This is a genomic window from Micromonospora aurantiaca ATCC 27029 (assembly GCF_000145235.1).
Lineage (GTDB): Bacteria > Actinomycetota > Actinomycetes > Mycobacteriales > Micromonosporaceae > Micromonospora > Micromonospora aurantiaca.
This window is the reverse complement of sequence record NC_014391.1, coordinates 6,970,271-6,990,911: the sequence shown is the minus strand read 5'-3', so window position 1 is coordinate 6,990,911 and position 20,641 is coordinate 6,970,271. Positions and strand designations below refer to the sequence as shown.

The 20,641-nt window shown below is 72.0% G+C and carries 16 protein-coding genes; 8 read left to right on the top strand and 8 right to left on the bottom strand.

Annotated features, from left to right (window positions below; translation table 11 throughout):
* Window positions 1-12 precede the first annotated feature (12 nt).
* Complete coding sequence (locus tag MICAU_RS31280; protein ID WP_013289359.1) at window positions 13-2,085, bottom strand: hypothetical protein; 2,073 nt, start codon at window positions 2,083-2,085, stop codon at window positions 13-15.
* Window positions 2,082-2,864 carry a deoxyribonuclease IV gene (locus tag MICAU_RS31275; RefSeq protein ID WP_013289358.1) on the bottom strand — a complete coding sequence of 261 codons (783 nt, stop codon included), beginning with the start codon at window positions 2,862-2,864 and terminating at the stop codon, window positions 2,082-2,084. Before MICAU_RS31275 ends, MICAU_RS31280 begins: the two co-directional genes overlap by 4 nt.
* A 634-nt stretch (window positions 2,865-3,498) precedes the next feature.
* On the opposite strand from MICAU_RS31275, the gene rpsF reads away from it, so the two are divergent.
* The 4 genes from rpsF (at window position 3,499) to rplI (ending at window position 5,140) form a co-directional block, all read left to right on the top strand.
* Complete coding sequence (gene rpsF / locus MICAU_RS31270) at window positions 3,499-3,789, top strand: 30S ribosomal protein S6 (RefSeq protein WP_013289357.1); 291 nt, start codon at window positions 3,499-3,501, stop codon at window positions 3,787-3,789.
* Between the two features lie 81 nt (window positions 3,790-3,870).
* Window positions 3,871-4,398: a single-stranded DNA-binding protein gene (locus MICAU_RS31265; protein ID WP_018788497.1), complete on the top strand. Its 528-nt coding sequence runs from the start codon at window positions 3,871-3,873 to the stop codon at window positions 4,396-4,398.
* A gap of 41 nt (window positions 4,399-4,439) precedes the next feature.
* Window positions 4,440-4,679 carry a 30S ribosomal protein S18 gene (gene rpsR / locus MICAU_RS31260; protein ID WP_013289355.1) on the top strand — a complete coding sequence of 80 codons (240 nt, stop codon included), beginning with the start codon at window positions 4,440-4,442 and terminating at the stop codon, window positions 4,677-4,679.
* A 14-nt stretch (window positions 4,680-4,693) separates the two neighbouring features.
* Entirely contained in the window at window positions 4,694-5,140 is a 447-nt protein-coding gene (gene rplI / locus MICAU_RS31255) for a 50S ribosomal protein L9 (protein WP_013289354.1), read from the top strand.
* Between the two features lie 66 nt (window positions 5,141-5,206).
* Here rplI and MICAU_RS31250 read toward each other — a convergent pair whose 3' ends face one another.
* Window positions 5,207-6,877: a hypothetical protein gene (locus MICAU_RS31250; RefSeq protein ID WP_013289353.1), complete on the bottom strand. Its 1,671-nt coding sequence runs from the start codon at window positions 6,875-6,877 to the stop codon at window positions 5,207-5,209.
* Window positions 6,878-7,275: 398 nt separating this feature from the next.
* Between MICAU_RS31250 and dnaB the strand changes: the two genes are divergently transcribed.
* Window positions 7,276-10,095, top strand: a complete 2,820-nt coding sequence (gene dnaB / locus MICAU_RS31245) for a replicative DNA helicase (RefSeq protein ID WP_013289352.1) — start codon at window positions 7,276-7,278, stop codon at window positions 10,093-10,095.
* Window positions 10,096-10,101: 6 nt separating this feature from the next.
* On the opposite strand, the gene MICAU_RS31240 is transcribed toward dnaB, so the two are convergent.
* The 5 genes from MICAU_RS31240 to MICAU_RS31220 form a co-directional block, all read right to left on the bottom strand.
* Entirely contained in the window at window positions 10,102-10,782 is a 681-nt protein-coding gene (locus MICAU_RS31240) for a maleylpyruvate isomerase N-terminal domain-containing protein (RefSeq protein WP_013289351.1), read from the bottom strand.
* A gap of 94 nt (window positions 10,783-10,876) precedes the next feature.
* Entirely contained in the window at window positions 10,877-11,269 is a 393-nt protein-coding gene (locus MICAU_RS31235; RefSeq protein ID WP_013289350.1) for a TFIIB-type zinc ribbon-containing protein, read from the bottom strand.
* 23 nt (window positions 11,270-11,292) lie between these two features.
* Window positions 11,293-11,925, bottom strand: a complete 633-nt coding sequence (locus tag MICAU_RS31230) for a phosphoribosyltransferase (RefSeq protein WP_013289349.1) — start codon at window positions 11,923-11,925, stop codon at window positions 11,293-11,295.
* Complete coding sequence (locus tag MICAU_RS31225) at window positions 11,922-13,265, bottom strand: glycosyltransferase 87 family protein (protein ID WP_013289348.1); 1,344 nt, start codon at window positions 13,263-13,265, stop codon at window positions 11,922-11,924. Before MICAU_RS31225 ends, MICAU_RS31230 begins: the two co-directional genes overlap by 4 nt.
* Window positions 13,266-13,305: 40 nt before the next feature.
* Complete coding sequence (locus tag MICAU_RS31220; RefSeq protein WP_425311438.1) at window positions 13,306-15,834, bottom strand: putative bifunctional diguanylate cyclase/phosphodiesterase; 2,529 nt, start codon at window positions 15,832-15,834, stop codon at window positions 13,306-13,308.
* 628 nt (window positions 15,835-16,462) lie between these two features.
* On the opposite strand from MICAU_RS31220, the gene MICAU_RS31215 reads away from it, so the two are divergent.
* The 3 genes from MICAU_RS31215 to MICAU_RS31205 all read left to right on the top strand — a co-directional run bounded on the left by MICAU_RS31215 (window position 16,463) and on the right by MICAU_RS31205 (window position 20,635).
* Window positions 16,463-19,423 carry an AfsR/SARP family transcriptional regulator gene (locus tag MICAU_RS31215; protein WP_244879702.1) on the top strand — a complete coding sequence of 987 codons (2,961 nt, stop codon included), beginning with the start codon at window positions 16,463-16,465 and terminating at the stop codon, window positions 19,421-19,423.
* Between the two features lie 253 nt (window positions 19,424-19,676).
* Window positions 19,677-20,168, top strand: coding sequence for a cyclic pyranopterin monophosphate synthase MoaC (gene moaC / locus MICAU_RS31210; protein ID WP_013289345.1), 492 nt, complete (start codon window positions 19,677-19,679; stop codon window positions 20,166-20,168).
* Window positions 20,165-20,635 carry a MogA/MoaB family molybdenum cofactor biosynthesis protein gene (locus tag MICAU_RS31205; protein WP_013289344.1) on the top strand — a complete coding sequence of 157 codons (471 nt, stop codon included), beginning with the start codon at window positions 20,165-20,167 and terminating at the stop codon, window positions 20,633-20,635. The genes moaC and MICAU_RS31205 overlap by 4 nt, the downstream gene beginning before the upstream one ends.
* Window positions 20,636-20,641: the final 6 nt, after the last annotated feature.

Genomic DNA, 20,641 nt, shown 5'->3' with positions numbered 1-20,641 from the left:
TCGTGTTCCGGTCTACAGCCGGAACACGACCGCCTCGCCGACCTGCTCCCGGGTCACGCCCAGCGCGTCGACCGGCCGGTCGAGCATCCCCTCCCACGGGGTGCCCTCCAGCTCGTCGCGCAACACGACCACGTTCTTCACGCCGATCTGCCGCAGGTAGTCGACGCTCGCGTAGTCCGGGAAGCTGACTGTCGCCTCGCGGATCTGGGCCTGCGAACGCGGCGTGAAACCGCTGCCGCCGTTGACCATCGGCTGGAACCGGTCGGTGGACCACAACATCACCGGCTGATCGAGGTTCTGGCTGCTCGGCAGCACCAGCATCGGGCCGTCCACAGTCCGCATCGCCGCCGGCTGCCGCGGCACCACCGGCTGCGGCGTGGCGTTCAGCCCTTCCACGAGCACCAGCGCCAGCGGCAGCAGCGTGGCCAGGCGCAGCCACGGGCCCGGCCACGGCGGCACCCGCTCGGCGGCCAGCTCGCGTACCCGCATGCAGAACGCGGTGACCGCGCCGGCCGCGAGCAGACCCAGCAGCAGCGTGGTCCAGAGCATCATCCGGCCCGGCGTGCGCAGCCCGCTCCAGCCCGGCACGTAGTCGAACAACGGCACGTAGGTGAACCGGCCGCCGAAGAACCGGGTGCCCATCGCCAGCGCCATCGTCACCAGCACGCCGGCGAGCAGGAAGATCCGGTGCCGGACCCGCCAGACCGAGAAGAACAGACCACCGGCGGCGAGCGCGTAGAGCACGAAGCCCGGCAGCAGCGTCATCTCCGGATGCCAGGGCAGCACGGCACGGGCGCCCTCGTGCAGCCCGCCCCAGACCCGGGACTCGGCCGGCGCGGTGAAGAACCCGCTCGCCGGCGGCGAGTAGAGCCCGATGTCGCCGAGCGTCCGTTCCGCGTTCGGGTGCAGCTCGGCCACCCTGAAGTACGGCACCGCCAGCGCCGCGCCCACCGCGGCGAAGGCGAGCCCGCCGAACACGTCGGCCAGGAACAGCCGCCGCCCGAACGGACGCTTCACCCGGCGCCGTCGCACGAACCACAGCACCACCGCGACCAGAACGGTCCCGGCCAGCATGTACGCGAACGGCAGCCCGATACCGAACCCCAGGCTGAGCTGCCACGCGGCCACCAGCCACCCGGCGAACGCCCAGCCCGCGTGCCGGCGGCGCGGCCGGTAGCCGTACCGCAGCGACCAGCCGTGACCCCGCGCCAGCATGGCCAGCGCCAGCGGGATGCCGCCGTTGGAGAGGATGTGCAGGTGCCCCGCCTGGGCCAGCAGCCACGGCGCGTAGGCGAAGCTCGCCCCGGCCACCGCGCCGCCGATGCGGCCCGCGCCGAGCTGCCGGGCCAGCACGTACGCGCCGAACGCGGCGAGCGCGTGCGCCAGCACGAACATGATGTTGTAGCGCAGCACGGCGTGCTCCGGGCCGACCCCGATCAGGCCGGCCGGGGCGTACCCGAGGAGCGTGTCGGAGAACGCGAAGCTCCAGTTCTCCGGATAGAACGTGTTCGCGTGCCACAGCATCGCCGGGTCGGTCCGCAGGATGTGGCCGGACCACGCCATCTGCCACGCCTGCAGGCTCGGATCCCAGTAGTCCTGCGGCAGCGTGTGCCGCGGATAGCGCAACGTGGGCCAGGTCATCGCCGCGGCCAGCGCCAGTGCGGCGACGGCGGCGAGCGTCCACTCGTGCACCAGGAACCGGCCGACCGCGCGGACGGCCCGGCGGGCCCGGCCGAGCACCGGCTCCGGCGCGGGCCCGAACGCGGACCAGGGATCGGCGGCCTTGTCGTCGGCCGTACCCGTTGTGTTCTCGTCTCCGGCGTCGGCCTTGTCGGCGGCGGTTCCGCCGTCGCCGCCGTTCGTCCGGGCGTCGTGGGCGTCGCCCTCGGCGGCGGCCTCGTCCCGGGCCTCGGCCTTCTTCCCGGCGGTGTCGTCCGTGCCGGATCCGCCCCCGGCGGTCCCACCCTCGCCGGGCGGGGCCGTCCCGGTCGCGTCGTCCGGCCGGTCCGGTGCGGCCGCGTCGCCGTCCGGACGGGGCTCGGCGCCGGACCGGCGGCCGGTCGTTCCGGACTGCTCGGTCGTCACGCCGCCGCGCCCAACTGCCCGCGCAGGAACGCGATGTCGGCGGCCTGGCCCTCGACGCCGCCGGGGGTCTCCACGATCACCGGCGCGCCGGCCGCGCGGATCACCGCCACCAGCAGCTCCGGGTCGATGGTGCCGCCGGTCAGGTTGTCGTGCCGGTCCTGGCCGGAGTTGAACGCGCCCTTGGAGTTGTTCGCGTGGATCAGGTCGATCCGGCCGGTGATCGCCTTCACCCGGTCGACCAGGCCCAGCAGTTCCTCGCCGCCCGCGTACGCGTGGCAGGTGTCCAGGCAGAAGCCGACCTCGTGGTCGCCGAGCGCGTCCCAGAGCCGGGCCAGCGAGTCGAGGTGCCGGGCGCAGGCGTTGTCACCGCCGGCGGTGTTCTCGATCAGCACCGGCAGCGGGAAGCCGCCGGAGTCCGCCGCGTACGCGAAGGTCTTGCGCCAGTTGTCGAAGCCGACCGCGACGTCGTGGCCGGCGTTGACGTGGCCGCCGTGCACGATCAGCCCTCTGGCCCCGACGTCCGCCGCGGCGGACGCGTGGGCGAGCAGCAGCTTGCGGCTGGGGATGCGGATCCGGTTGTTGAGCGTGGCCACGTTGATCACGTACGGCGCGTGCACGTAGAGGTCGACGTCGGCGGAACGCAGGCGCTCGGCGTCCTCGCGCGGCTTCGGGGCCTTCCAGCCCTGCGGGTCGGCCAGGAAGAACTGGACCGCCTCGGCCTGCCGGGCGGCCGCCTCGGCCAGCGGGTCGGTCGGGTCGACGTGGGCTCCGATTCGCATGCAGGGCAGCCTACGTCGCGCCTGCGACGGTCGGCGCGCTCGCGGGAGGCGCCCGGCGGGTCGGCCGCGTCACCACCCGGCCCGGCGGTCGTTGTCCGAGGTGGGATCGATGGTCGACGCTCCGCCCGCACGTGGTCCACAGCACGGACGGGCGAGGGTGGACCCCCGGAAACGGGACGCCCCGCCGTGCGGCCCGGCACTGCGGGGCGGGATCCGCTCGTCATCCCGGTACGGGAGGCCAGCAGTAGGACCAATTCCTCCATTTACCCCAAGTGGTGACGAGAGCCATTGTATGGTCAGACCAGGTGACAACACGATAAAGCTCCGCGGGGCGTCTTCGATCCAACCTCATCGGTGTGGTCGTTCCTCCCCAGGTCCCACCCAAGGAATGCGGACGGGACGCCCCGCGGTCCCGTGGACAGGGGTCCACCTGCCGGCTCGCCGGAGGTGGGCCCCTGTCGCCGCACCCGGCACACCGGGACCACCGGCCCGGCCATGATCGTCCGGACCGGCTATCCTGGTCCGGTTGTCCGTGTGTCCGGCCGGGTTCCCCCGGCACCGGCGCGGGCAACGACGCACGACCTCCTGCCACGGAAGGACCGTGGCCGCTTAGCCCACAGGAGGTGAGCACGTCTTGCGTCATTACGAAGTCATGGTGATCCTCGACCCCAGCCTCGAGGAGCGCACCGTCGCCCCGTCGCTCGACACGTACCTGAACGTGATCCGGACCGCGGGTGGCTCGGTGGAGAAGACCGACGTGTGGGGCCGCCGGCGCCTCGCGTACGAGATCAACAAGAAGGCCGAGGGCATCTACGCCGTCATCGACCTCCAGGCGACGCCGGAGGCCGTTGGCGAGCTGGACCGTCAGCTCCGACTCAACGAGTCGGTGCTGCGCACCAAGGTCATCCGCCCGGAGATGCGCTGAGCATCTAGACCCGGCACGTCCGGATCACAAGCCTCATCCACGCTGTCGTACGGCTCTGAGAGCCTGACGGCACAAAGATGAGTGCGCGAGGAGATGGTCATGGCAGGAGACACCACCATCACGGTCATCGGCAACCTGACCGATGACCCCGAGTTGCGATTCACCCCCTCCGGCGCGGCGGTCGCCAAGTTCCGGGTCGCTTCGACGCCCCGCTTCATGGACAAGGCCTCCGGCGAGTGGAAGGACGGCGAGCCGCTGTTCCTCTCGTGCACGGTCTGGCGCCAGGCCGCCGAGAACGTCGCCGAGTCGCTGCAGCGCGGCGCTCGCGTGATCGTGTCCGGCCGACTGCGCCAGCGGTCGTACGAGACCCGCGAGGGTGAGAAGCGCACCGTCATCGAGCTGGAGGTCGACGAGATCGGCCCGTCGCTGCGCTACGCCACGGCGAAGGTGCAGAAGATGTCCCGCTCCGGTGGCGGTGGCGGCGGCTTCGGTGGTGGTGGCGGCCAGGGCGGCGGCGGAGGCAACTTCGACGACCCCTGGGCCTCTGCTGCCCCCGCCCCCTCCCGCGGTGGTTCGGGCGGCAACTTCGACGAGGAGCCTCCGTTCTGATGGCGCCGAGCGCCCGCGATCGCAAACCAGGAGCACGAGCAATGGCTAAGGCTGCGGCCCTTCGCAAGCCGAAGAAGAAGGTGAACCCGCTCGACAAGGACGGGATCACCTACATCGATTACAAGGACACCGCGCTGCTGCGCAAGTTCATCTCCGACCGCGGCAAGATCCGCGCTCGACGGGTGACCGGCGTGACCTCGCAGCAGCAGCGGCAGATCGCCCGTGCGGTCAAGAACGCCCGCGAGATGGCGCTCCTGCCGTACACGGCCACGACCCGCTGAGAGGAGGCACGGACATGAAGATCATCCTCACTCAGGAGGTGTCCGGCCTCGGCTCTCCGGGCGACATCGTCGAGGTCAAGGACGGCTTCGGCCGTAACTACCTGCTGCCGCAGGGCTTCGCGATCGCCTGGACCAAGGGCGCGGAGAAGCAGGTCACGGTCATCAAGCGGGCCCGCTCGGCCCGCGAGATCCGCGACCTGGGCCACGCCACCGAGGTCAAGACCCAGATCGAGGGTCTGAAGGTCAACCTGAAGGCCCGCGCCGGCGACGGCGGGCGGCTCTTCGGCTCGGTCACCCCGGCCGAGATCGTCGACGCCGTCAAGGCCGCCGGCGGCCCGACCCTGGACCGCCGCCGGCTGGAGCTGCCCGGCCACATCAAGGCGCTCGGCTCCTACCCGGTCAGCATCCGGCTGCACCCCGAGGTGACCGCCAAGTTCGACCTGAACGTGGTCAAGGGCTGACACCCGAAGCACGACGCGAAAGGCCCGCACCGGTCGCCGGTGCGGGCCTTTCCGCATCTTCGCCGCTCAGCCGAGCGGATTGCCGGTCACCGCGCTGATCACCACGGTGGACAGCCCACCACCCACCACCGCGGCCGCCAGCGCCACTGTCGCCGACCGCCACGTCGTCCCGACCTGCCGCAGCAGCACCGCCACCACCAGACTGCTCACCATCGCCAACCCGAACCGCGGCGCCGCCGACACCAACGACTCCAGCGCGTGCGCACGCGGCGAGTCACAACCACCGCCGGTGATGTCCGTGACGCACCCCGCCGGAGGCTGCCCGCTCAGGAACAGCAGGCCGACCACGAGCAGCACCGCCGGAACCAGATAGCAGGCCGCCGTGTAGACCAGCGGCCGCAACGGACCACCCGGATCCGGGTCCAGCAGGTCGTCCTCCAGCCGGCGACCCCACGAACCGCCGCCGATCGTCTCCACCCGCCGCCGCAACGTCGACGCCGCCGGCTCCACCGGGCGACGACGAGGCGCGGTACGCGGCCGCGGCGCCGAGTACGCCACCGCGGGCGAACGCGGAGCAGTCGACGGTGTCTCCATCCACCGGGGGTCGTCACCGGAGAGCCGGGTACCCGACCAGAACGCCTCGGCCCGCGCCGGCGACGCCCAGCCCTCCCGCACCGGCGGCGCCGAACGGTCCCACAGATCGGCCTCCGCGTACCGGTCGTCGGTGTCCCGCACCGGCTCCAGGAAACCGGTGTCGGTGAACCGGTCCCACTCACCCGTGTGCTCCGTACGGTCCCACCGGCTCTCCGCCCGCTCCCAGCGGCTCGCGGGCACAGGCCGGTCCCAGGCGTGCACGCCCGACGCGTCCCACGGATCGACGGCGGGCGGCTCCACCGGCTCACGCTCGGCGCTCCGGCGGCGCTGCCACGGATCCGCCACCGGCCGCGACCGCGCCGACTCCGATGGCGTCGCCCGCGACCAGGCCGGCTCCGACTCGGACGCCGTCGCCCGTCCCCAGGCCGGCTCCGACTCCGCTGCCGGCGACGCCGGCCGGCCCGCGTCCGACGCCGACGCCGGCCACTCGGCATCCGTCCCCGAGCGGGACCACGCGCCGTCCGAGGCCGCCGGCCGCGACCATGCGGAGTCCGACCCCGCCGGCGGCGGCCAGGAGGAACCCGACGCCGACCGGCGACGCCGACCCGCCGGCCGTTCACCGTCCGATCCGGCCGGCCCCTCGCTCGTACCCGCCGACTCCGGCAGCCCGGACCAGGTCACCTGCGGCCGGCGCGTCGCCGCCCGGCGCGGGCGACTCCGGGGCGCCGCCCCCGACACCGGCTCGTCGTCCTCGTCCGCCCGCCGGTTGCCCACGTACCCCCGCTCCTGCGGGGCGTCCATCGTCCACTCGGCGGTGTGGTCCGACAACGGACCCGCACCGATCGCGCGCAGATCCCGCCGGCCGGCACCTGAGGCCGGCGCCTCCACCTCGTCGTCGTCGGGCGCGGCATGCCGCCCGCCGCCGTCCGCGCGACTCACCCCGGACTCCAGCGCCCAACGGGGAAGGTACGTCTCCACCGGCTCGTCCTGGCCGCGCTCGATCGCCCGCCGCCGGCTCGCCGTGCGGTAGCCCTCCGGCGCGTACGAGTCGACCCGGCGCGGCCCGGCGGGCTCGTCCCAGGAACCGCTCGGCCGTCGCTCGCGCGGGCCGTCCTCCCCGCTTCCCCAGTCCCGGTGTCTCACGGCCGGAGCGTGACCTCTCTCAACCCGAAAGTAAACCCGCTGTCCCAGGTGTCGCCGTTTCGCAGCGATAGTACGGGACGAACGACGACAAAGCTCGGCCGGAAATCTTCCGTCCACAGGGTGGGGATAGTAAAAGCCCAGGTCAGAGGCGATAAGCCCGGAATTCCCCATCACTTTTCCACACCCCTGTGCACACCCTGCGCACATGCCTGTCCCCAGGCGTCCACAGGTTGTCCCGAGGCTCATCCACCGGCCTTGTTGAGCGGTTGACCTCGGGTTCCGTATCGTGGTCCCCCGACCGCCGGGCGATGACCCCCGATCGACCGGAGGGTCGGCGGAGAGTTGTCATACCCCGGCGATACAGCTGGACTCGATCCGACGCAGCGAGGGGGGAACCCGTGTCGGTCACCGACGAGACGCGTGCGGAACGGACCGGGGGATCATCGCCCGAGCCGCCGCCGCGCGAATCTGCGTTCGAGAAGACACCACCCCAGGACGTCGCCGCCGAGCAGTGCGTACTCGGCGGCATGCTGCTGTCCAAGGACGCCATCGCGGACGTCGTGGAGATCCTGAAGACAAACGACTTCTACCGTCCGGTCCACGCCACCATCTTCGACGCGATCCTGGACATCTACGGTCGCGGCGAACCCGCCGACCCGATCACCGTGGCGGCCGCGCTCGCCGACTCCGGCGACCTCGCCCGGATCGGCGGCGCCCCCTACCTGCACACGCTGATCGCCAGCGTGCCCACCGCCGCGAACGCCGCGTACTACGCCCGGATCGTCGGCGAACGGGCGGTGCTGCGCCGGCTGGTCGAGGCCGGCACCCGGATCGTGCAGCTCGGCTACGGCACCGGCCCGAGCGGCAGCCGCGACGTCGACGACATCGTCGACCTCGCCCAGCAGGCCGTCTACGAGATCACCGAGAAGCGCGTCAGCGAGGACTTCGCCGTCCTGGCCGACATGCTCCAGCCGACGCTGGACGAGATCGAGGCGGTCGGCGCCCAGGGCGGGGTGATGACCGGTGTGCCGACCGGGTTCACCGACCTCGACCGCCTGCTGAACGGCCTGCACGCCGGCCAGCTCATCATCGTGGCCGGCCGGCCTGGTCTCGGTAAGGCGCTCGCACTCGACACCCCGCTGCCCACCCCACAGGGCTGGACCACCATGGGTGAGGTGCGCGTCGGCGAGCAGCTCCTCGCCGCGGACGGCATCCCGACGACGATCACCAACGTCTTCGACGTGATGTACGACCGCCCCTGCTACGAGGTCGAGTTCTCCGACGGAAGCGTCATCGTGGCGGACGCCGAGCACCTGTGGAAGACCACCACCCGGGCCAGCCGACGCCAGCCGGAGGCACGTCGGCGGCACCACTGGGCCGAGCCGGCGTTGGCGAAGGTACGGGCGGCCGAGGTGGCTGCATCCGCCGAACCGCACCGCCTGGTCACTCTCGCCGAAACCCTGGAACAGGTCGGCCCGGAATTCCGCAACGTGCTTCACACGGTGGCGCAGACAGTGGGTTCCAACGGCCGGGTCGCCCGCCCGGTGACCTGGGCCGGCAAGACACGCAACTGGACGGCTCCTGGCCACCCGGTGGGCGCGTTGATCTCCGGCCTCCGTGCACGCGCGGAACGACCGGTGAACGCCGGCAGCCGCGCCGAGCATGACGGGATCGTCACGACGGCGCAGATCGCGGCCACGCTACGTACCGAGACGGCCGACCGCCGTCTCAACCACGCCGTGCGGAACTGCGCGCCGCTCCGACTTCCGGAACGCGACCTGACCGTCCCGCCGTACACCCTCGGGGTGTGGCTCGGCGACGGGCACACCGGGGCCAGCCGCTTCACCACCGCGGACGCGGAGATGCTCGACCTCGTGGCCCAGGACGGCTTCCTGGTGCGCCCGAGTGGGCCCATGGTCTACAGCGTGCATCTGCCCACGCCGGCCAGGACGGCGGACCGCACCTGCGTCGACTGCGGCGGCTCCACCCGTGCCCTGCGGGAGAACCCCGCAACCCGCCGCTGCGCCGAGTGCCACGAGCGGAACGGCTCCTTCCTGGCCCTGCTCCGCCGGGTCGGTGTGGCCTACGACAAGCACATTCCGGACGACTATCTACGCGCCTCCGAAACCCAGCGCCGGGCGTTGCTCGCCGGTCTCATGGACACCGACGGCACGGTGGCGCCGACCGGGAACCTGCAGTACACGTCCACCTCGCGGCGCTTGATCGACGGCGTACGGGAACTCGTCGTCAGCCTGGGCTATCGGTGCACCATGACCGAGCGCAAGGTGCGCGGCCGTACCGAGGAGTCGTCGATCGCGTACACGCTGAACTTCTCCACCCCGGACACGGTCTTCCGGCTGGACCGGAAGCGGACCGCCCATGCGGCCCGGCGCCGGACGTCGTCGGACGTCCGCTCCCACTCGCGGTTCATCGTGGACGTCCGTCCGGTGCCGAGCGTTCCGGTGCGCTGTGTGACTGTCGACAATCCCGACCATCTGTATCTGGCGGGCCGCTCGATGATCCCGACGCACAACAGCACGGCGAGTATGGACTTCGCCCGAAATGCCGCGATTCGCGCCAACCAGGCGTCGGCGATCTTCTCGCTGGAAATGAGCAAGGTCGAGATCGTCATGCGACTCCTCTCGGCCGAGGCGCGCGTGCCGCTGCACGTCCTGCGCAGTGGCCAGCTCTCCGATGACGACTGGACCAAGCTGGCCCGCTGCATGGGTGAGATCAGCGAGGCGCCGCTCTTCGTCGACGACACGCCGAGCATGAACCTCATGGAGATCCGGGCGAAGGCGCGGCGGCTCAAGCAGAAGCACGACCTGAAGCTGATCGTCGTCGACTATCTCCAGCTGATGACCTCGCCGAAGCGCACCGAGAGCCGGCAGCAGGAGGTCGCGGACCTGTCCCGTGGCCTGAAGCTGCTGGCCAAGGAGGTCGAATGCCCGGTGATCGCGGTGAGTCAGCTGAACCGTGGCCCCGAGCAGCGCACCGACAAGCGACCGCAACTGTCCGACTTGCGGGAATCAGGCTCAATTGAGCAGGATGCAGACGTAGTAATCCTTTTGCACCGCGACGACTACTACGACAAGGAGTCGCCGCGAGCGGGCGAAGCAGACTTTATTGTTGCAAAGCACAGAAATGGTCCTACCGACACGGTCACCGTAGCGGCCCAGCTGCACCTGTCGCGCTTCGTCGACATGGCCATCGTCTGAGCGACGTCAGCCGAGCAGCGGGAACCAGCCGGCGGCCTCGCCCAGCTCCAGCCGGTCCCGGTCGGTGAGCGGCACCCGCCCGGCGGCCTTCAGCAGGTAGTCGTGGTCGTCCCAGCCGGCCGGCCGTACCGCGTCGTCGCTGAGCAGGCCGTCCATCGTGGTCACCGCGACCCGCGTCGGGTCCGCCGCCGGCCGCGGCGCGTCCGGCAGGTCCACCACCAGGTCCAGGTGATGGATGACCGCCTCGGTGGTCAGGGTGGCGAGCAGATGGGGTACGCGCAGCACGTGCCCCTGTGTCGTCACGTACCCGTCGGGGTCGGCCGCGGTGGCCGCGCGGACGGCGGCGGGCGCGGTGTCGGTCCAGAGCCGGACCACGCCTGTGGGCCTGTCGAAGGCGGCGGCGGAGCGGCGTGCCCACCAGGCGTGCCCGGCGCTCACGTCGTCGTCGCCGGGGGTGAACGCGCGCCAGTAGCTGACGTCGTCCACGTCGGCCGGTCCGGGTGCGGGGCTGGCCAGAGCGACGAGTGCGCGCTGGGCGTCGCAGAGCACGTGGAAGAGCAGGTCGGCGACGAGCCAGCCGCGGCACCGGGTGGGCCGCTGCAGGCCGGCGTCGTCGAGCGGAGTGACCACGGCGGTGATGCCGTCGTACGCCTGGGCCAGCGCCTCGTGCTGCCGGATCGGGCTCATGCCGAGCAGCCTGCCACGGTGCGGCAGGCGCGGCACGCCGACGAGCGCGCCGGGTCGATGCGGTGCACCGGCCCGGCGTGCGCGTTGCCGGCGGTCAGTCGAACAGTTCGCCGAGGAAGCCGTGCTTCTTCTTGCGCCGGTAGTGGCCGTGGTAGCCGTGGTGCTGCTGACCGTGGCCGTACGCGGGCTGCGCGTAGCCGTGGCCGGGCGGCGGCGGAGGGGGCGGGGGGACGGCGCCGTAGCCGGGCTGGTGCGGCGCGGCGGCGGGCGGGGGCGGCGGAGGTGGCGGGTAGCCGGCACCGGACGGCGCGGGCTGCTGCGGGGCGCCGCCGTGCTGCCGGTTCCAGTTGGCCTCGGCATCGAACAGCTTTTCCAGCTCGCCGCGGTCGAGGAAGATGCCCCGGCATTCGCCGCACTGGTCGATGACTACTCCGCTGCGCTCGTACTGGCGCATTTCTCCGCGGCACTTGGGACAGGTCATCTGCATGACAACGACGGTACCGGGTGTTTTCACGCAGTGGCGGTCAGCGCCTGCGTGACCTCGTCGTCGGAGACCTCGTGGAAGTCCTCGTAGTACGCCCCGACGGCGGCGAAGTCGGGCGGGAGTTGGCAGCTCACGACCGTGTCGGCGTCGGCGGCGAGCATGTCGTACGCCTGCTCGGATCCGACCGGGACGGCGACCAGGACGCGGACGGCGCCGAGGTGGCGGGCGACCTGGACGGCGGCGCGGGCGGTGGCGCCGGTGGCGAGGCCGTCGTCCACGATGACGGCGGTGCGCCCGGTGAGGTCGAGCGGTGGGCGGCCGCCGCGGTAGCGCTGTTCGCGGCGTTCCAGTTCGGCCTGTTCGCGGCGGCGGACCTGGGCCCTGTCGTTCTCGCTGATCCGGCCGGCGACCATCTCGTTGAGGACCTGCACGCCGCCGGGGCCGAGCGCGCCGTACGCGACCTCGGGTGCCCAGGGCACGCCGAGCTTGCGGACGACGAGGACGTCCAGTGGTGCGCCGAGCCGGTCGGCGACCACCCGGGCGACGGGTACACCGCCGCGTACCAGGCCGAGCACGATGACGTCGGGCCGGCCGGCGAGGTCGGTGAGTCGTTCGGCGAGTTCGCGTCCCGCCTCGGCCCGGTCGCGGTAGGTGGTCATCCCTCAGGTGTACGCCTTCCGGCCGGATCGCGCGGGGCGGTTGCCGGGAATGCCGCCCTGTCGTCCGGTCGGGTGAGCGCCAGCGCGGGGGCGAGGACGAGCAGGGCTGCCGGGTAGAGCAGGTACCCGAAGCGGGTGGAGGGCATCAGCAGGATCGCGGCGAGCAGTCCGTACCCGCAGATGATGGCCGTGGCGGCGGCGGTGCGGGGCGGACGGCGCAGCAGCCGGACGGCGATGGCTCCTCCGGCGGCGACGAGCAGCGCGGCGGCGACGGCGCGGCCGGCCGGGAGTGTCTCGGCGATGAGGTGCCCGGGGAACGGCGACTGGGCGGGGCTGGTGACGAGGCCGTGGCCGAGCGGGAAGCGCAGCACGTTCTCGACGAGGGCGTCGCGGTCGACGAGGAGCACCGGGACCAGGGCGAGGACGGGTAGGCCGATGGCACCGAGGGCGGTGCGGGTCGCGGACCGGCGGGTGGCGGCCCAGCAGATCAGCACGACGGCGACCGGCCAGGCGAAGAGCTTCAGGGCACCGGCGGCGCCGACCGCGAGGCCGGCCAGGCCGGGTCGGCCGGCGGCGGCGAGCGCGAGGGCGAGCAGGCAGAGCGCGAGTACGGGGAGGTCGTCGCCGCCGGTGGCGAGGGTGAGCGCGCAGACGGGCAGGACTGTGGCGGCCTGGACGGCGCGCAGGACGGCGGCGTCGCGGCGGGGTGCGCCCGGGCCGCCGCTTGCGCGCAGCGTGGCGACGAGGGCGACGAGGGTGAGCGCGGTGACCACGGCGAACCAGACGCGGGAGTCGGTCCACCAGGCGTCGACGGCAGCACGGGGCAGCCCGAACAGCGCCATACCGGGCTGGTAGGGGGTGTAGCCGAGGAGTTGCTCGCCGGGGGGCAGGGCGGCGATGGCGTCGGGTCCGAGGTAGGGGGTGCCGTGCTCGGCGAGGCGGGCTCCGGCGTGTTCGACCACGATCACCTCCTCCTGAGCGCGGTCGGTGCGTCCGCCGGCGCGTTCGACGCTCTGCGTGACGATCGGCAGCAGCGCGGTGGCGGCCCAGGTGAGACCGGCGACGGTCCAGCGTGCGGGCAGGCCGGCCAGGGGGGTGCCGGGGTGGCGGCGGCGGGCGAGCAGCTGGGTGGTCGCGGCGAGCGTGGCGAGCGCGTACCCGATGGTGGCGACGGCGCCCCAGGCGCGGTGCGGCGGGAGGGTGGAGGTGGCGGCGGTGATCGCGGCGAAGACGGTGGCGGCGGCGTAGAGGCCCAGGTCGAGGGCGAGGCCGCCGGCGGCGGTGTCGAGTGCCGACCAGCGGCGGGAGACGGGGGTTGCCGGGTCGGCTTGGGCGGTCACGCGGGCCAGTGTGGCAGACCGGCGGGGTGGCCCGGCCGGGTCAGGGTTGCCGGGCGTCGGTGGCGGCGGGGGGTGACGGGCGGGTGCGGCCGGTGCGGCGGCCGGGGAGGCGGATGACGGCGCCGGCGTCGTGCAGCGCGGGTGCGAGCGCGCCGGTCCGGCCGCCGTGGCCGCGCTGGAGGGCGGCGAGGAGCGCGGCTGCGGGCAGTGGCCGGGCGAACAGGTGGCCCTGCCCGGCGGCGCAGCCGAGTTCCCAGAGCGCGCGGCGTTGCGGTTCGCTCTCCACGCCCTCGGCGACCACGGTGAGGTCGAGGCTGCGGCCGAGGTCGAGGGTGGAGCGGATCACGGCGGCGGCTTCGGGCGCGGTCTCCATGGCGCCGACGAAACTGCGGTCGATCTTCAATTCGTGTACGGGGATGCGGGAGAGCAGGGAGAGCGACGAGTATCCGGTGCCGAAGTCGTCGAGCGCGAGCCGGACGCCGGAGTCACGCAGCCGGCTGAGGACGCGGTCGACGACGTCGAGCTGGCTGAGCGTGAGCGTCTCGGTCAGTTCCAGCACGAGCCGGTCCGGCGGGAGGTCGTGGGCGCGTAGCCGGGCCAGCACGGCGCCGGGGAAGCGGGCGTCGAGCAGGCTGCGCGGGGACACGTTCACCGAGACGGGCAGGTCGAAGCCGGCGTCGCGCCAGGAGCCGGCGGCGATGAGGGCCTGGTCGAGGATCGCCTCGGCGAACGCGGGGAGCAGCCCGGAGCGTTCCACCGCTTCGAGGAAGCGCAGCGGGTCGATGAGCCCGTGGGTGGGGTGGTGCCAGCGGGCCAGGGCCTCCGCGCCGATCACCTCGCCGCTCGCCAGGTCGACGATGGGCTGGAAGTTGACGGTGAACTCGTGGTCGGCGACGGCGCGGGGCAGTTCGCCGCCGAGGGTGAGCCGGCTCAGGTCGGCGGTGTCGCGGGCCGGTGCGTAGGTGGCGACCCGTTGGCCGGCGCGTTTGGCCTGGTACATGGCCACGTCGGCGCGGCGCAGCAGTTCGGCCATGCCGCCGGTGGCGGGGGCGACGGCGATGCCGCCGCTGGCCTCCACGCTGATCCGCATGCCGTCTAGGTCGAGCGGGTCGTGCAGCGCCGCGAGCAGGGCCTCGGCGCGGTGGGCGGCGACGGCCGGTGCGGGCAGGCCGCGCAGGAGTACGGCGAACTCGTCGCCGCCGAGCCGGGCGACCAGGTCGTCGGGGCGGGCCGCGCCGCGGAGGCGTTCGGCGACCTGGATCAGCACCTGGTCGCCGGCGCCGTGCCCGAGGGTGTCGTTGACTTCCTTGAAGTGGTTGAGGTCGATCAGCACCAGGGCGGTGACGCCGTCGGCGTGCCGGCTGGTGAGCTGGGCGCTGCCCTCGTCGAGCAGGTGCCGCCGGTTGGACAGGCCGGTGAGGGCGTCGTGGGTGGCGGCGTAGGCGTGGTCCTCGGCGATGCGGGCGAGTTCGGCGTACGCCTGGGCGTTGCGGACCGCGGTGCAGAGGGCGGAGGCGAAGGTACGCAGGGTGTACTGCTCGCGTTCGGAGAGTTCGACCGGGCCGGCGAACCGCAGCCGCAGCACGCCTACGTCGTCGGTGCGGTCGTGGCCCTCCAGCGGGACCGGCATGACCTGACCGTCGACGGCGCTGGGCCGGGGGGCTGTTCCGTCGTACGCGATGTCCGTGCCGTTGCCCCGGACGGTGCGTTCGCCGTCGCGCAGCTCGATCTCGACCTCGTCGGCGGAGAAGAGTTCGCTGGCCTCGGTGACCGCTGTGGTGAGCACCTGGTCGAGGTCGACCACGTTGAGGGCGTCGGTGGCGCGGGCCAGGCGCTGCCATGCCTGCTGCTCGGTGCGGGTGCGGATGCGGCTGGAGTAGGCCAGGTGCAGGCTGAGCACCAGCGCCGGTACGGCGAGCAGCAGGCGGGGGTCGACCCGCAGGATGAGCACGGTGCTGGCGGCCACCAGGAAACGCAGGCCGAAACCGGCGATCCGCAGGTCGAGGTCGTCGCGGAACTGCTGGAGGATCGGTGTGCGGGAGGCGAGCGCGATGACCGGGATCGCGAGGACGTCATCGAGGACCGCGGCCACCAGGTAGACGAACCCCAGTAGGACGACGATGCCGAGTGGCTCCCGAGGCGGCCAGGCGCTTCCCAGCAGCAGGGTGGCGATAGTGGCTCCGCCGGCCACCAGTGTGTGCTTCGCGATGGCGAATGCCACCTTGATGGGGGCCAGGCGGGTGACTGATCCGCACGCCACGCCGATCCCGGTGGCCAGGACGACCCACGAGGGCGGAGCGACGGCGAGGCCGATGACGATCGCGGTCTCGACCCAGGCGAAGTAAAAGGTGGTGGAGCGGATCCGCAGACGGGTCTTGATGACGGTGGCCAGGGTCACCGTCACGACGAGGGCTGTGACGGTGACGAAGTCACGTACGGAGTCAGGGTGTTGTGTACGGGCGGAGTAGATCGCGGTGAGGGCGACGATCGTCGCCCCCGCGACCAACGTGTAGACGATCCCGCGCAGGTGTGGGTCGACAGCCGTTCGGCTTTCCGTGGTTCGGCTCAACCCGAGTCACCCGCCGCTCACCGTCGGTATGCGATGAGCGGCAGCCTACCGCTTCACCCGGGTCCGGGAAACTCATCCCCATTCGGTGCTGCGCATTGTGCTGCCCTCCTCGGATATCGCTTCGGGGCGGAATGGTCACGGACTGAAGTCGTTACTTCGATCCGCTGCCGCTCATTGCCGCCGGCGCCCTGTGCCTTCTTTGCGCGTATCCGCGCCTTGCTGACTGAAGGCAGATTAGGGGATATTCGAGTTGGTCTGAAAGAATTAATGTCGGTATGCGCAATATAAGTAACTATTGCGGGTTAAATGACGTTCTGTCCATGGCCTGCTTGCGGAGCGAAGCCGACTGTCTCCTTTAGGTACCCGGGCCGTCGCTGAGCGCATCGAATAGCGTGATACCACTCGGTCCGTGTGTAGCGTCGCTGTGGCGGCGAAACATTACAACCGTGCTTCGGGTGACTTCGGCAGACGTGTCGGACGACGGCGGCGACCAGCGCCTGAGCCCGGGGCGACGCCTCTGTGACGAATCGATTACGCTGTCGCTTCGTGGTGGGCGGGTGCCCACTGAGGCTGGAACAGCAGCATGGAAATCCGGGTTCTCGGGGGCTTGGCGGCGCGACTCGGCGCCGTGGACCTTCCGCTTGGAACGCCCAAGCAGCAGTTGGTGTTCGCGCTACTCGTCGCGCGGGCCAACCGGCTGGTCACGGTTCATGACCTGGTGGACGAGCTGTGGCCGGACGCTCCACCACGGTCGGCGATCGCAAACGTCCGGACCTACGCCGCCAATCTGCGGCGGAGTCTCGGCTCGGGTGCGGACGACGAAGCGAGGATCGTCCGTGAACCGGGCGGCTATCGACTTCTCATCGACGAGAAGCTGATCGATCTGCATCGACTGAACGTGCGCTCGCGCCGCGCCCGGGAGTTGATGCGGGAGGGGCGGTCGGCGCAGGCCGTCCCGGTGCTCGTCGAGGTGGTCGGCGCGGCGGCCCCACTGCTCGCAGGGTTGGCGCTGGGGCCGGCACTCACCGTTCAGCGCGAGGCCGTGAGTCAGGAACGGCAGGCGGCGCTGGAACTGTTGACAGAGGCATATCTCAACCTCGGGCGCCCCGAATCAGCGGTGTCGTTACTGCGTGACCACGTCTCGCATCAGCCGCTGCGCGAGCGGGCGCAGTGTCTCCTGATGCGCGCGCTCATCCAGACCGGCGACGCAGGGGGCGCCCTGGCCGTCTACCGCGCCACTCGCGAGGCGTTGTCCGATCAGCTCGGGGTGCCACCCAGCGCGGAGATGGAACGACTTCGTGTGGCGGCCACCCGGGCGCGACGCCGGATTCCGGAATCGGCGCGCGAGGTGGAGACGATCCGGAGTGGTGCTCATAAGCGCAATTGGTTGCCGCGGACGGTGATGGATTTCGTCGGCCGGGAGGAAATGGTCGATCGATTGTTGTGCGAAGTGCGGGAGGCATCCGGGCAGGGTCCGACGATCCGGGTGATCGACGGCATGGCGGGCTGCGGCAAGACGACCCTCGCCCTGCATGTGGCATCCCGGTCGGCCGAGCGCTTCCCCGACGGGCAACTTTTCGTCGACCTGCGGGGACACAGCACGCGAACACGGATGCGCCCCGCGGTGGCACTGGACACGCTGCTTCACCAACTGGGTGTGCCGACCGGCCGGATACCGCTGGAACTGCCCGACCGGCAGGAGATGTGGCGGCGCGAACTGGCCGCGCGTTCGGTGCTGGTGGTGCTCGACAACGCCGCCGACAGCCGGCAGGTCGAGCCGCTGCTACCCGTCTCCGGATCGGCCGTCGTCCTCGTCACCAGCCGGCGGCGCCTGCTGGCACTCACCGAACGACCGCCGGTGTCCCTCGCCGTCCTCGCCGAGGCCGAGGCGCTCGAACTGCTCGCCACCCTCATCGGGAGCGGCCGGGTGGCGGCCGAGCCGGAGGCCGCGCGACAACTGGTCGCCATCTGCGGCTGTCTACCGCTCGCCGTCAGACTGGCCGGCACCCGGCTGGCACATCGGCCCGACTGGCGGATCGCCGACCTCGTCGACAGGTTGAGCCACAGGTCGATCTTCCTCCCCGGTCTCCGCGCCGAGGCGCGAAGCGTGGTGGAGGCGTTCGCCGAGTCGTACGAGCCGCTCGACGAGGCGTGCCGGAAAGCCTTCCGATCCTTCGGGCTGGCGGCCGGGAACCACCTCGACACCGCCATGGTCGCCGCCCTCACCGACCTGCCCCTGCGGGACGCGGCGGACGTCCTCGACGAACTGGTGGACCGCCACCTCGTGCAGGAGACCTCGGCCGGCCGGTACCGCCTGCACGACCTGATGAGGCGTTACGCCGCCGAACTGGCCCGGCAGGAGGACGAGCCGACGACCGGGCGACCGGCGATCCGGAACCTGCTGGATCACGTGTTGCACTCGGTGGTGCGGGCGTCCGCGTCGATCGAGGACGGCCGGGTGCTCGCGCAGCACCTGCGGCTCGGAGAACCGCTTCGACCGGATCTGCTCGCCGGACGCGTCGACCGCGACCTGGACTGGCTGGAGGAACAGCGGTCGAACCTGGACGCCTTCGTCCGTCAGGCGGCTGACCAGGGCCATGAACCGATGGCGTGGCGTCTGGCTCGCGCCGGTTGGCGGTTCTTCTACATACGCGGTTACTTCGACGACATATCGGCCACGCACGCGGTGGGTCTCGCCGCCGCCCAGCGGTGCGGGGACCGGCACGCCGTGGCCCTCATGCACAACTATCTCGCCTCGGCGTGCGTACGCACCGGCGCCTACCAGGACGCCTCGGCACACCTGCACGAGGTCGTGTCGATCCTCACCGGGCTCGGTGACGAATCGGGCGCCCAGCGGGCACGGTTCAACCTCGGCGCCGTGCACTGGCTGACCGGGCGGCTCCACCAGTCGCTCGAAGCCAACCGCATGACGCTGCGCAGCTGTGCGCTGGACACCCTTCCGGTCCTGCCGAACCTCGGCCTGACACTGCGCTACCTCGGTCGTTACGACGAGTCGATGGCGGTTCATCGGCTGCACCTCTTCGCCGCCCGGATCAAGCAGGATCCGTTCCACATGTCGAACGCACTGGGGCATCTCGGTGGCCTCAGATACCGCCTGGGACAGAACGCGGCGGCGGAGCGCCTGCTCCGAGCCTCGCTCGCGCTCCGGGATCGCACCGGCAACGGCTTCGGCCGTGCCGAGACGCTCAGCGACCTCGCCGGCACCTACCGGCAACTCGGCCGCTACGACGACGCGCTGCGGCACCACGAGGCCGCCATCGAGGCCGCCGCCGCATCCGGCGAGCGGCACGTCCAGGCCCAGGCACGCAACGAGCTGGCCGTCACCCTGGGAGCCACGGGGCGAGCCGACGAAGCGGTGGCCGTCTTCGAGGAGGCACTCGCCATCGCCACCCGGATCGGCCATCCGTACGAGCAGGCCCGCGCCCTGGACGGCCTGGCCGGACATCTTGCGGAGAAGGAGCCGGCGCAGGCGCGACGGTACCGGCAGCGCGCGTTGGCGATCTTCGAGCGGATGGGTGCGCCCGAGCGCCACGACCTGCGCCGGCAGCTCGTCGAGACGCCGACCTGAACCGGCTTATCGATTTCTTATCGCGGCGTTCGTTAGCGTCCCCGGCATCGGCCACGGGGAGGGTTCAGCGCCAGAGCGGACCCGGCCGAACGAGGCCCCCACCGTCAGTTCCCCCCAGCGAATCGGCGGTGGGCAGGTGAGGGAGGGGCGTCGTGCACCGGCACCCGACACGACGCTCCTCCCCGCCGCAGGCCGCGGCACCCGGGCAGGCCGGAGCACCCGCGTCGTCGTACCCGGCGGATAGGGTCGGGCCGTGACCGAACCCGCGCAGCTCACCCACGTCGACCCGGCCGGTGCGGCCCGGATGGTCGACGTCTCCGCCAAGCCGGTCTCGGGCCGGCTCGCGGTCGCCGCCGGCCGCCTCCGCACCACCGCCGAGGTGGTGGAGTTGCTGCGCCGCGACGGCCTGCCCAAGGGCGACGCGCTCGCCGTCGGCCGGCTCGCCGGCATCATGGGCGCCAAGCGCACGCCCGACCTGATCCCGCTCTGCCACCCGATCGCGTTGCACGGCGTCACAGTCGACCTCGACCTCACCGCCGACACGGTGGAGATCACCGCCACCGCGAAGACCGCCGACCGAACGGGCGTGGAGATGGAGGCGCTGACCGCCGTGGCGGTCGCCGGGCTCGCCCTGGTCGACATGGTGAAGGCGGTCGACCCGGCCGCGTCGGTGGACGCCGTCCGGGTGCTCCGCAAGGAGGGCGGCAAGACCGGCGAGTGGGTCCGGCCGGAGGACCGGCCGTGATCCGGGCCCGGGTGATCGTGGCGTCCAACCGGGCTGCCGCCGGGGTGTACGAGGACACCAGCGGTCCGCTGCTCGTGACCGGGCTGCGCGAGCTGGGCTGCGAGGTCGACGCTCCGGTGGTGGTGCCCGACGGCGAACCGGTCGGCGACGCCCTGCGTGCCGCCCGCGCAGACGGCGTCGACGTGGTGCTGACCAGCGGTGGCACCGGCATCACCCCGACCGACCGCACGCCCGACGTGACGCGCGCGCTGCTCGACTACGAGATCCCCGGCATCGCCGAGGCGATTCGCGCGCACAGCCGCGACACCGTGCCGACGGCTGCGTTGTCCCGCGGGCTGGCCGGGGTGACCGGCCGGATGCTCGTGGTCAACCTGCCCGGCTCACGCGGTGGCGCCCGGGACGGTCTGGCGGTGCTCGGCCCGATCCTGCGGCACGCCGTCGACCAGCTTCGCGGCGGCGACCACTGAACCCGC